This window comes from Mycobacterium gordonae (genome assembly GCF_002101675.1).
GTDB classification, from domain to species: Bacteria; Actinomycetota; Actinomycetes; order Mycobacteriales; family Mycobacteriaceae; genus Mycobacterium; species Mycobacterium gordonae.
The window spans coordinates 1-11,504 of record NZ_LQOY01000165.1 but is presented as its reverse complement, the minus strand read 5'-3'; the positions used below and the strand labels follow the sequence as shown (position 1 = coordinate 11,504).

9 protein-coding genes are annotated in these 11,504 nt (G+C 71.0%); 3 read left to right on the top strand and 6 right to left on the bottom strand.

All coding sequences use genetic code 11. The annotated features are described in order from the left end of the window. The 3 genes from AWC08_RS23110 to AWC08_RS23100 form a co-directional block, all read right to left on the bottom strand. Positions 1 to 588: PE family protein (locus AWC08_RS23110; protein WP_142283743.1), on the bottom strand; the 588-nt coding region annotated here is incomplete at its 3' end. Between the two features lie 212 nt (positions 589 to 800). Then, positions 801 to 1,973 (bottom strand): CoA transferase, encoded by a 1,173-nt coding sequence (locus tag AWC08_RS23105; RefSeq protein ID WP_069435226.1) that lies wholly within the window; start codon positions 1,971 to 1,973, stop codon positions 801 to 803. Next, complete coding sequence (locus AWC08_RS23100) at positions 1,973 to 2,899, bottom strand: SAM-dependent methyltransferase (RefSeq protein WP_069435232.1); 927 nt, start codon at positions 2,897 to 2,899, stop codon at positions 1,973 to 1,975. Before AWC08_RS23100 ends, AWC08_RS23105 begins: the two co-directional genes overlap by 1 nt. Positions 2,900 to 2,974: 75 nt before the next feature. Here AWC08_RS23100 and AWC08_RS23095 point away from each other — a divergent pair, with 75 nt between their 5' ends. The 3 genes from AWC08_RS23095 (at position 2,975) to AWC08_RS39175 (ending at position 6,661) form a co-directional block, all read left to right on the top strand. After that, positions 2,975 to 3,640 carry a cation efflux transmembrane domain-containing protein gene (locus AWC08_RS23095; RefSeq protein ID WP_069435227.1) on the top strand — a complete coding sequence of 222 codons (666 nt, stop codon included), beginning with the start codon at positions 2,975 to 2,977 and terminating at the stop codon, positions 3,638 to 3,640. 220 nt (positions 3,641 to 3,860) lie between these two features. Beyond that, positions 3,861 to 5,267: a PPE family protein, SVP subgroup gene (locus AWC08_RS23090; RefSeq protein ID WP_069435228.1), complete on the top strand. Its 1,407-nt coding sequence runs from the start codon at positions 3,861 to 3,863 to the stop codon at positions 5,265 to 5,267. A 50-nt stretch (positions 5,268 to 5,317) separates the two neighbouring features. Further along, positions 5,318 to 6,661, top strand: coding sequence for a PPE family protein (locus AWC08_RS39175; protein WP_069435229.1), 1,344 nt, complete (start codon positions 5,318 to 5,320; stop codon positions 6,659 to 6,661). Positions 6,662 to 6,672: 11 nt separating this feature from the next. Here AWC08_RS39175 and ctpC read toward each other — a convergent pair whose 3' ends face one another. The 3 genes from ctpC to AWC08_RS39170 all read right to left on the bottom strand — a co-directional run. After that, complete coding sequence (gene ctpC / locus AWC08_RS23080) at positions 6,673 to 8,769, bottom strand: manganese-exporting P-type ATPase CtpC (RefSeq protein ID WP_142283744.1); 2,097 nt, start codon at positions 8,767 to 8,769, stop codon at positions 6,673 to 6,675. 70 nt (positions 8,770 to 8,839) lie between these two features. Beyond that, positions 8,840 to 9,121, bottom strand: a complete 282-nt coding sequence (locus tag AWC08_RS23075; RefSeq protein WP_065135571.1) for a DUF1490 family protein — start codon at positions 9,119 to 9,121, stop codon at positions 8,840 to 8,842. A gap of 136 nt (positions 9,122 to 9,257) precedes the next feature. Then, positions 9,258 to 11,504 (bottom strand): hypothetical protein (locus tag AWC08_RS39170; protein WP_159460013.1); only part of this gene is annotated, 2,247 nt, incomplete at its 5' end.

The following is an 11,504-nucleotide window of genomic DNA, read 5'->3' as shown; positions in this document are numbered from 1 at the left end:
GTCGTCACCGGCGGCGCCGCCGGCGCCGCCGGCGCCACCGTTGCCCCACAGCCAGCCGCCGCGCCCGCCGGAGCCGCCGCTGCCGCCGGCCGCACCGGCCGCCCCGCTGGCGCCGGTTCCGCCGGCGCCGCCGTTGCCGATCAGGCCTGCGCTGCCGCCAGTGCCGCCCGCGCCGTTGTAACCGTTACCGCCGTTGCCGTAGAGCCATCCGCCGTCCTGGCCGTTCGGGCTGGCCGCGGTGCCGTCGGCGCCGTTGCCGATGATCGGACGCGACAGCAGCGACTCGATGGCCTGCAGTGGACTGGCGTTCACGGCCTCGGCGGCCGCGTAGGAACTCGCCGCCCCACTGAGCGCCTGGGTGAACTGGGAGTGGAAGAGGGCTGCCTGCGCGCTGACGGTCTGGTACTCCAGGGCGTGACCGGAGAACAGCGACGCCAGTGCCGCCGACACCTGATCGGCGCCCGCGGCCAGCACTCCGCTGGTGCTGAAGGCGGCCGCCGCGTTCGCCTCGCTGAGCGCCGATGCGATGCCTTGCACGTTCGCCGCCGCCGCGGTGAGCGCTTCTGGGGCAACCGTCGTGAAGAACATCTCTGCCGTGCACTCCGTCCCTGGTAGGTAGCTAAAGTCAGAAGGACCCTAATACCATGCGGTCAACAATTGCAGCATTTTGCACATAAAAATGGCGCGGCCGCGGAACTGAATTTTCTTCAAAAGAATTTACTGAATATTCCTCAGAAGATTCGCGATGCGGTCTTTCCGGAATTGCGTCGAAACCGGCCCTTTGCAGGGGAAACGCGGGGTTAGCGCAGAAACTGGCCGTTGTGCTGACCGGCCATGGGGGGCGGCTCGGTCACGCGGGCGTCGAAGCTCGAGTAACGGGCCGGCGTGCGGATGACGGTAATGGCTTCGGACCCGCTGCCCACTTTCAGGGCCAGATCGTTCTCGGCGAACAGCGGGGTGTCCACCACCTGCTTCCAGGTGTGGGCCAGGCAGGCCATCAGGCCGCCCTCCTGCAGCAGCTGGACCCACTCCGCGGCCGTCTTGGCGGCCAGCGCCGACTCCAGTTCGTCGGTCAGCTCCGGGTAGTTGATGGCCCGGGAGCGCTGATCGGCGAACCGCTCGTCCTCGATGAGATCGGGACGGCCGATGATCTGGCAGAGCTTCGCCCAGTGTTTGGGCACGTACGCGCTGATCACCAGGTAGCCGTCCGAGGCTTTGTAGGCATCCGAGGGCTGCGTGGCGAAGCCGACTCCCTTGCGCTTCTTCGCCGGGGGTGTGGCCGGCCTGGGCGCGGGTGGCTCGGCGGGCTTGTTGAGATGGATGGTCAGCTGGTTGGCCTGCAGGCTGACGGCGACGTCGTACATCGCGACCTGCACCAGGTCCCCAACCCCGTGCCGCTCGCGGTTGAGCAACGCGGCCAGCACCGCCTGGGCGAGCACGTGCCCGCTGGCGTTGTCGACCAGCTGGAACGGAATGATCTGCGGTTTGCCCGTGGGGGTGGCCATGCCGGTGCACATACCGGCCTCGGCGGCCACCATCAGGTCGACGCCGGGGCGGGTGCCGTTGGGGCCGTTGCCGCCGAACGCGCTCAGCCGCGCATAGATCAGCCTGGGGTTGCGCGCGCGCAACTCCTCGGGGCCCAGGCCCAGGCGTTCCATCACGCCCGGCCGGAACCCCTCCAAGACGACGTCGGCCGTGTCGGCCAGCCGCAGAATCTGCGCTCTGGCGTCGTCGTCGGTCAGGTCCACCGTCACCGACTTCTTGCCCCTGTTGTTAGGCAGGAAGTAGGTGGCCAGCGGGGGGCGGCCGGGCAGCACCGAGGTGAGGCGCCGGGACTGCTCACCGCCGGGCGCTTCGATCTTGACGACTTCGGCGCCGAGGTCGGCCAGGATCTGACCGGCCAGCGGGCCGGCCACGTTCTGGGTGAAGTCGAGTACCCGGAAGCCGTCCAGCGGCTTGGCGGAGTTCGGCATCAGCTGAGTCCTCCTGGCAGCACCGCGGTGCAGTAATAGTTCTCGGTGAACATGGTTTCGTCGGTGGAGCGGCCGACGGCATGCGGTCGAAACCCGTTGGCCACCAGCAACTCATTGAGCAGCGTGCGGGTCACGCGCCACCCGTGCCGCTGAAGGTAGGTCGCGACGTCGTTGCGGTCGCCGGGGTAGCCCAGCCGGTCCATTTCGACGTCGAGGCCATGCTCGTACCACCGGGCGAAGATGGCGTCGTAGAGCTCCCGGCTGGCTGGAGCGCTGAAGAACACCTCGGCCAGCAGTTGGCTGCCAGATGCGCTCAGCGCGGAGATGTTGTCCAGCAACAGGTCCTGACCGGCGGGGGGCAGGTAGCCGAAAAGTCCCTCGGCGGCCCAGGCGGTGGGCCGGGTGGGGTCGAAGCCGGCCTGGCGCAGCGCTGCCGGCCAGTCGTGGCGCAGGTCGACCGGAACACCCCGCACGTCGGCGGTGGGCGCGGCGCCCAGGGCGGCCAGCGTGGCGGCCTTGAACTCGATCACCTGCGGGACGTCGATCTCGAAGACCACCGTCTGCGCGGCCCACGGCAGGCGATAGCCGCGCGCGTCGAGCCCGGACGCCAGGATCACCGCCTGCCGGATCCCGGCCTGCTGGGTGGCGGCGAAGAACTCGTCGATGTGGCGGGTGCGCGCCGCCTGCTGGTCGGTCATGCGTTGCATGCCCCACGGCGCGTCGGGGAAGTCGACGTCGGCGGTGTCCAGTTCGCCGCACGCCCACCGGGTGAAGAAGTCGATGCCGACCGCGCGCACCAGCGGCTCGGCGAAGGGGTCGTCGATCAGCGCGGCCCTGCTGGCCCGCGCGCGTCCCGCGGCCACCATGGTGGCCGTCGCACCCACACTGAACGCCAGGCCCCAGGTGTCGTTGTCGGTGCGCACCATCAGCACATTAACGCCCGCCCCCGTCCAGGACGTGCGGTGCACGTCGCGCGGCGACACCGCCGTTAGCATCGTGGGATGGAGATGGCGACCGGCGCACACGATCACGAGGTCGGCGCCGATGCACCCGCGGTGTGTGTCACCGAGGACTGGCAGCGCAACGTCGTCTGGGCCCGCCGGCTGGCGTGGATCAGCCTGGCCGTGTTGCTCGTTGAGGGCGCCGTCGGGCTGTGGGAGGGCCTGGCGGTGGGATCGGTCGCGCTGACGGGCTGGGCGCTGGGCGGCGCGTCCGAAGGACTGGCCAGCGCGATGGTGTTGTGGCGCTTCACCGGTGACCGCACGCTGTCGCCGACCGCCGAGCGGCGCGCCCAACGCGGTGTCGCGATCTCTTTTTGGCTGGTGGCGCCCTACGTCGCGGCCGAATCCATCCGCCACTTCGTGGGTGGCGAGCACGCCGAGGCCTCGCCGCTGGGCATCGGCCTGACGGCGCTGGCCCTGGTGCTGATGCCGATCCTCGGCTGGGCGAACCACCGGTTGGGCGCCCGCCTGCACTCCGGCGCGACCGAGGGGGAGGGCACCCAGAACTATCTGTGCGCCACCCAGGCCGCCGGTGTTCTGGTTGGACTGGCCGTCACCGCCGCCTGGCCCGCGGGGTGGTGGATCGACCCGGCGATCGGGCTGGCCGTGGCATGTGTGGCGATGTGGCAGGGCGTGCTGGCCTGGCGCGGCAAGGATTGTTGTTAGTCCAGCGCGAGGGCCGTTCGCGGACCTCGGCCGTTACTCATGTGGGATCGACCGGGTTTGGCGGGGAAATGCGCGGGCTATGTATGAACGCGTTGCCGGGCGCGATCCGCGTGCGCGATGTAGCGTGGTCGCTTCGGTGTGATTTCGCTGGCCGGGGGGTCAGCGCCAGGAGCGGCGCCATGGGTTCACCGTTACCACGGTGCCTCGAGGAGCAACGAGCATGGATTTCGGAAGCTATCCGCCCGAGGTCAACTCGACCCGGATGTACACCGGTCCCGGGGCAGGACCGTTGTTGGTCGCGGCCGAGGCATGGGCCGCGCTCGCCGTCGGACTGAATTCGGCGGCGGATTCCTATCAAGCGGTGGTATCGGGATTGACCGCCGGCCCCTGGTTGGGGCCCTCGTCGGCGTCGATGAGCGCTGCGGCCGGGTCGTATGCGGCGTGGTTGCGAGTCACCGCCGCACAGGCCGAAGAAACCTCCGTCCAGATCAAGGCCGTGGCCACGGCCTACCAAACCGCGTTTACCGCGACGGTGCCGCCGCCGGCGGTGGCGGCCAACCGCAGTCAACTGATGATCCTGATCGCGACCGACGTATTCGGAATCAACACCCCGGCGATCGCGGCCACCGAAGCGCAGTACGCGGAGATGTGGGCCCAGGACGCGGCGGCGATGTACGGCTACGCGGTCTCGTCGGCCTCGTCGACGGCGCTGACGCCGTTCAACCCGCCCCCGCAGACCACTAACCCGGAGGGCCTGGCCAACCAAGCCGCCGCTGTCCCCGCCAACGGTGTCGCCGGCACCGTGGCGAGCAAGGTCCAGCAAGCCTTCTCCGCGGTGCCCAGCGCGCTGCAGAGCGCGGCGGCCCCGGCAGCGGCCACGGACGACCCGTTGTTCCTGCTGTCGTTGCTGGCCGATCTGTCCGCCATCACCTTCGGCGTATCGGCGGGAATCGCCACCATTGGTATCGGCGTGCCTGCCGCTGTGCTCGGGATAGTGAACCTCCCGGTGGCCGTCTACAGCACCCTGGTGGGTCTACACAGCGACGAGGTCCTCAGCGACTTGGATGACGTGGAGCCCTATCCGGGCTCGGAGGTGGCGCCAGTGAAGCCGTTGCCGTCGTCGCTGTTCAACATGCCGGCGGGCATGGTGCCGCCGCAGAGGTTGTCGGCGGGACTGGGCGAGGCGAACGCCGTCGGGGCGTTATCGGTGCCACCGGCGTGGACCGCTGCGACGCCGGCGGTGCGCCCCGTGGCGTACACGCTGCCGGCCCTGGGCGGGACCCCGTCGGGTGCCGCCGCCGCACCGGCGGCGGGAGCCGGCACAGGCACCATGCTCGCCCAGATGGCTATGGCGGGCATGGCCGGACGAGCGATGGCCGGAACGGTTGGTACCGGCCGGAGCGCCGGCAAAGCGGTCACGAAGGCAACCGGGGCCGCTCGCGCCAGAACCGCGGCGGCCGCCGGTGACAAGGCATCTCGCGAAATCGACGAGGCGCCCAGCGACAAGCCTCGGGCGGTGGTCACCGGCGTCGCGGCCGAGCTACGCGAGTTCACCAAGCTCCGCGACGAGGGGATTCTGACCGACGAGGAATACACCGAGCAGAAGAACCGGCTGCTCGGTCGCTGAACCGCCCGTCGGGCAACTGCCGCAGTCATCGAGAAGAGGTATGCGCAGCAATGGATTTCGGGATCTATCCGCCGGAGATCAACTCCGGGCGGATCTATGCCGGTCCTGGCGCGGGCCCGATGCTGGCGGCTGCGCAGGCCTGGCAGAGCGTGGCGGACGAGCTGTACACGACGATCGGCGGATATCAGTCGGCGGTGTCCGAACTCGTCGAAGGCGCTTGGTCGGGTCCGTCGGCCGCGGCGATGAGCGCAGCGGCGGAGTCCTACGTGGAATGGCTGAGCGCCACCGCTGCCCGGGCGGAACAGACCGCCGCCCAAGCATGGACCGCGGTCGCCGCCTACGAGGCAGCGTTCGCAGCCACGGTGCCACCGCCGGAGATCGCCGCCAACCGCGCCCTGCTGGCGGTGCTGGTGGCGACCAACTTTCTGGGACAGAACACACCGGCGATCGCGGCCACCGAGGCGCTTTACGCCGAGATGTGGGCGCAGGACAGCCTGGCCATGTACAACTACGCAGCTTCGTCGGCAGCCGCGTCGGTGCTGAATCCCTTCACCCCTCCGCAGCAGAACACCGACCCGGCCGGGACGGCCGGCCAAGCCGCCGCGATCAGCCAGACCGGCGCCCTGGCCGGCACCGCGCAAGGTGCCATGTCGGTTGTGCCGCAGGCCTTGTCGGCGATGGCGGTACCGGCCGAGTTGGAACTCGTGACGCTCTTGCTCGATCTCTTTTTCATTGCGCCAATCGACGCGGCGGCCCTCTTCGCAATCATCCCGGCGGACGTGATCGGTACCTTCGGGGATTTCCCTCTCGCCGCCTTCATGGCTGTTTCCGGTGCCGATGACGATGAGACCGTCAGCGACTGGGACGAGGTAGAGCCCTTGTTGGGGACCGAACCGACGCCGGAAGAGCCGTTTGTGGCGTCCCTTGTGAACCCCACGCCGAGGCTGTCAGCGGCCCTCGGCGGTGCCAACACGGTCGGGGGGTTGACGGTGCCCTCCAGCTGGACCCAAATCGCCACTGCCGCAGCCGAAGTACGCCCGACCGCACTGGTCACACCGCTGGCGAGTGTGAACCCGGCAGCGGTGCCGGCGGCAGAGTTCAACGTGGCAAACACGGTGAACCAAACAGGAATCGGCGCAATGGCCGGGCAACCCATGCCAGGCCCGTCGGCTACCGCGGACGGGCAGAAGCACGCCGCGGCGGCGCAGCTCATCGGCCGCAACGAGGATGCCTCAGCCGAGGACGTCGAGGTAATACCAGCACCACGGACCGTCATGACCGGTGTGGCGGCCGCGATCCGCGACATCGCCGCACAGCGTGCCGCCGGCCTGCTGAGCGAACAGGAATACACCGAGCAGAAGAAGATGCTGCTGGAAATCTCGTTTGGCTCGTAGCTCAGTGCGGCTCATTCGAGCCGGTAGCGGATCAGCCGGGAACTGTTGGCCACCACCGCCACCGACGACGCGTTGTGCAGGATCGCGGCCAGCACCGGGGACAGCGCGCCGCCGGCGCCGATGAGCAGACCGGCGGCGTTGACGGCGATGGACATGCCGTAGTTCTCCCGGATGACGTCGACGGCGCGGGCGCCCAGGTCCCGTACGTCGAGCAGGCGGTAGAGGTTGTCGTTGGCCAGCGCCACGTCGGCGGTCTCCACCGCGACGTCGGTTCCGGCCAGGCCCATGGCGATGCCGATGTCGGCCGCGGCCAGCGCCGGGGCGTCGTTGACGCCGTCACCGACCATCCCGACCACGTGGCCCTCGTCCTGCAGTTGGCGGACCACCTGGAGCTTGTCCTCGGGCATCACCTCGGCGCGCCACTCGCCGATGCCGAGTTCGTCGGCAACCACCGCGGCGATGTCGGGATGGTCGCCGGTGAGCATGACGATCCGGCGAACGCCGCTGGTGCGCAACTGGTTCAGTACGTCAGCCGCATCCGGTCGCACCTCGTCACGCAGGCTGATCACCCCCACTAGGGTGCCGTCCACCGCGAGCAGCAGCGGCGTCTCGGCCTCGCGGCGCAGCTTGTCGACCCACTCCTGCGCCTTCTTGGAGACCTTGACCTTCTCGGCGCGCAGCAGCCCCGGGCTGCCCAGGAGCAGGGTGCGCCCGTCTGCCCAGGTCCGCATGCCCAGGCCGACGAGGACCTCGCACTCCTCGTGCGGCGGGATGGTGATGTGGCGCTCTTCAGTGGAGCGGATGACGGCCTCGGCCAGCGGGTGACGGGAATGGATCTCCGAGCTGGCGGCGTACGCCAGCACCTGCTCGGGCTCCCAATCCTTGTGCAGGGAGACGATATTGGTCACCACCGGGCGTCCGACGGTGAGCGTTCCGGTCTTGTCGAACACGATCGCGTCCACTCGGCCGGCCTGTTCGAGATGCGATCCGCCCTTGATCAGGATGCCGCGCCGGGCGCCGTTGCCGATCGCGGCGCTGATGGCCGTCGGGGTGGACAGGCCCACCGCACACGGGCAGGCGATCAGCAGCATGGTCATGGCGCGTCGGACGTCACCGGTGACCAGCAGAGTCAGCGCCGAGACGACGAACGAGGTGGGCACGAAGCGACGCGAGAAGTTCTCACCGACGGTTTGGATGGGGGCCCGATCATGTTGCGCCTCTTCGACTCTGGCGATGATGCGCCCGATGGTGGTCTGGTTGCCGACGGCGTGGGCGCGCACCACCAGGCGCCCGCGCACCACCACCGAACCGGCGTGCACGTGAGCCCCGGTGATGATGCTGACCGGCAGGTTCTCGCCGGTGATCGCGGACTGGTTGACCACGGCCTCGCCCTCGACCACCTCACCGTCGACGGGAATGGCGACATGGTCATGCACCACAACCTCGTCGCCGATCTCCAGGGTGTCGATCGCCACCTGGACTTCGGCGCCGTCCGGCAGCCGGATCCAGGCGGTGTCGGACGTGCCGCGCAACAAGTCAGAGATGGCCCGCCGGGTCCGGCGCAACGTCAGGTCCTGCAGGTATTCACCGATGTTGAGCAGCCACAGCACGGTCAGGGCAACGACGTTCTCGCGCAGGATCAGGCTCGCCACCGTCGCAGCCGACACCAGCGCGTCGGTGCCGAGCTTGCCCGAACCCACCGAGCGCAGCGCGCCGCGCAGGAAGGGGTAGCCGGTGAAGATGGTGACGCCGGTGGCCACCACCCGTCCGCTCGGTCCGAGCAGCGGTGGCCGGGCGAACACGTAGCGGCGCACGCCGAGCAGGGCCAGCGCCGCGCCGCCGATGACCATGCGCAGCACGTCGGAGTTGCGGATCTCCTCGGAATGGGGTGAGCGTGCGGGGATCAGTTCGGCGGCGACGTGTGCCGCGCCGCTGATCGCCTCCAGTACGGCCGCGCGGTCACAGCGCCTGGGGGAGTACCAGACGACCACGGAACCGGTGCGGGGGTAGGCGTGCACGACGCGCACCCCGTCGCACTTGGCGACGGCCTCCTCCACGGCGACGGCCCGCCGCGAATTGGCGCGCACCCAGTCGACCCGGACCCGCATGCGCCCGGCCGCATCCGAGATAACCTGCAGCGCAGGCTCTTCGGCCGGCGCCAGCGCGAGGGCCACGGGATCAGTGGTCGTGGTCGTGGACGTCACCGACGGCCGGCGTGGGTGCCTCCTCGCCGATGCGCTCGCGGGCCTCGGCCATCACGTCGGCGATCTTCAGGCGGGCGGACTCGGCGGCCTCCTCGGCCCTGCGGGTGCCGCGCAGGCCCAGTTCGGCTCCCTTGACCGCGGTTTCGTGCAGGGGTGCCTTCTTGGCGGCCTTCTTGAGCACCTCGTAGGCGGTGACGCCCGCCAAACCGGTGATCACCGTCGAAGCCGCCTTCGCCAAGAGCACCTGCACCGCCATCGTTTGACCCTTTCCCGTCGCTTGCGTTGCGCTCGACGGTAACATCGAAATATAGCGATATCAACATGAGTCGGCAGATATCGGGCCGGCGGGCCGCAGATCGCCGCCAGCCCGGCCCGCAGTCGCGGGGCTGGCGCTAGGGCGACCCGGGAGTGCCGGGCGATCCGGGGTTGCCGCCGGGCCCGGCGGCGCCGCCGCTACCGCCTTTGCCACCGGAGGCATTCGCTCCGAAGGCGTTACCGCCGTTACCTCCATCGCCGCCGTTGCCACTGTTCACGCCGTCACCCCCGGTGCCGCCGTTGCCACCGGTGGTGGTCCCCGGCGACAGGGCGAGAGAGCCGTTCGACGCATTTCCGCCCTTGCCGCCGTGCCCGCCGCCGGCGCCGCCGTCTCCGCCGTCACCACCGTTTCCGCCGGTGGCGGAGGCGCTCGAGGTCAATGAGTCGATCTCCGCGTTGCCACCGAAGCCGCCGGCGCCACCGGTGCCGTCGGTGCTGCTGCCGCCGGCCGCCCCGGCCGCGCCGATGGCCGCGCCGCTGCCGGCGGTGAGGGCCGAACCACCGCTGCCGCCTACGCCGCCGGTGCCGGTGTTGCTGGTGCCGGCCGCACCGGCTTTGCCGCCGATGGCGGCGGCGGTGGAGGCTGTGTTATCGATTTTCGAAAAGCCGCCGGTGCCGCCGTTGCCGCCGATGCCGCTGGTAGCGCTGCCTCCGGCACCGCCGGCGCCGGCGACGTTGGCGCCTAGACCGGCGTTCTCGGCCAGGCCGGCATCGCCGCCGTTACCGCCGTCGCCGCCGGCACCGCCGGCACCGCCGTCGCCGCTGGTGGCCGTCGCCGTGGAGGTGGCTGAGCCGATCAATGCACTGCCACCGTTACCGCCGTCGCCGCCGGGGCCGGTGTTGCTGGTCCCGCCGGCCCCGCCGGCCGCGCCGACAGCCGCGCCGTTACCGGCCGTGTTGGCCAAGCCGCCTTGGCCGCCTCGGCCGCCGGCGCCGCTGTCACTGTTGCCGCCCGCACCGGCTTTGCCCCCGGTGATGTTTGCCATCGAGGCACCGTTGCTGACCAGTGAATCGCCGCCGGTGCCGCCGATACCGCCGTCGCCGGTGGTGGCGTTGCCGCCGGCGCCACCCGCGCCGGTGACGTTGATGCCCAGACCCTTGTTTTCTGCGTCGCCGCCGTCACCGCCGTTACCGCCGATGGCTCCCGAGCCACCGGAGCCACCTCTACCGCCGGTCGCGGTCGCCGTCGACGCGGCGTTGTCAATGAGCCCCGTGCCGCCGTTGCCGCCGTCACCACCGAACCCACCAGCGCTTCCATCCGTCCCGGCGCCGCCGGTGGCGTTGCCAATTCCCAAGGCCACAGCGTTACCGCCGTCACCGCCGTTACCGCCCGACCCGGCGCCGTTGCCGCCGACACCACCGGCCCCACCGGCCCCGCCGGTCGCGCCTCCGGCGCCGGTTCCGGTCGCGTCGCCGCCAATGCCGCCGTCACCGCCGCCGGTATTGCCGTCCCCGCCCGCTCCACCGGACCCGCCGGTGGCGTTTCCAGCGCTCGTCGCGGCACCGCCGGCACCGCCCGCGCCGCCGACGTTGAATCCGCCGATGCCGCCTTGACCGCCAGTGCCGCCGGTCGCGTTTCCGGAGTTGTTGCTGATCGCAGCCCCGCCAGTACCCCCGACTCCGCCGGTGTCACCGATTCCGCCGACCCCGCCGGTGCCGCCGACGCCGGTGTCGCCCACGTGACCGCCCACCCCGCCGGACCCGGCGCTACCGCCCTGACCAGCGGCGCCACCAGTCCCGCCGGTGCCGCCGGTACCACCGGCCCGGTAACCGCCCTGGCCGCCGACCCCACCGTCGCCGCCGCGGCCGCCGTCGCCGTTGGTGCCGCCGTTACCGGCCCCGCCGGTGCCGCCGATCCCACCGGCGCCGCCCGTCGTGCCCATGTTGCCAACGCCGACTCCGGGGGTGGGGGCCCCTTGCTGCCCGGCGCCACCGGTGCCACCGGTTCCGCCGGTTCCCCCGGCGCCGACCGCACCGTCAGCGGCGCCGGTATGGCCCTGTCCACCCAGTCCCGCGGCGCCACCGCTGCCGCCCTGGCCGCCGGCGCCCGCACCGGCCCCGACGTCGGCCGCGCCGGTGCCGCCGGTGCCGCCCATTCCGCCGAATCCGCCGGCACCCCCGGCGCCGCCGGCACCGTCGGCGCCCGCGCTGCTGCCGAACCATCCCGTCGCGCGGCCACCGGCCCCGCCGGCGGCCCCGGCGCCGCCCGTGCCGCCCTGTCCACCCGCACCGCCGATACCCCCGGCGCCGCCGTCGACCCCGGGCGCGCCGGCCACCCCAGCGGTCCCGACCCCACCGGTGCCACCGGTTCCGCCGATACCGCC

Excerpts from the sequence above, each read along its gene's own strand:
- AWC08_RS23105 (WP_069435226.1), bottom strand. The coding sequence starts at position 1,973 with ATGCCGAACTCCGCCAAGCCGCTGGACGGCTTCCGGGTACTCGACTTC.
- AWC08_RS23100 (WP_069435232.1), bottom strand. The coding sequence starts at position 2,899 with ATGGTGCGCACCGACAACGACACCTGGGGCCTGGCGTTCAGTGTGGGT.
- AWC08_RS23095 (WP_069435227.1), top strand. The coding sequence starts at position 2,975 with ATGGAGATGGCGACCGGCGCACACGATCACGAGGTCGGCGCCGATGCA.
- AWC08_RS23090 (WP_069435228.1), top strand. The coding sequence starts at position 3,861 with ATGGATTTCGGAAGCTATCCGCCCGAGGTCAACTCGACCCGGATGTAC.
- AWC08_RS39175 (WP_069435229.1), top strand. The coding sequence starts at position 5,318 with ATGGATTTCGGGATCTATCCGCCGGAGATCAACTCCGGGCGGATCTAT.
- ctpC (WP_142283744.1), bottom strand. The coding sequence starts at position 8,769 with ATGCGGGTCCGGGTCGACTGGGTGCGCGCCAATTCGCGGCGGGCCGTC.
- AWC08_RS23075 (WP_065135571.1), bottom strand. The coding sequence starts at position 9,121 with ATGGCGGTGCAGGTGCTCTTGGCGAAGGCGGCTTCGACGGTGATCACC.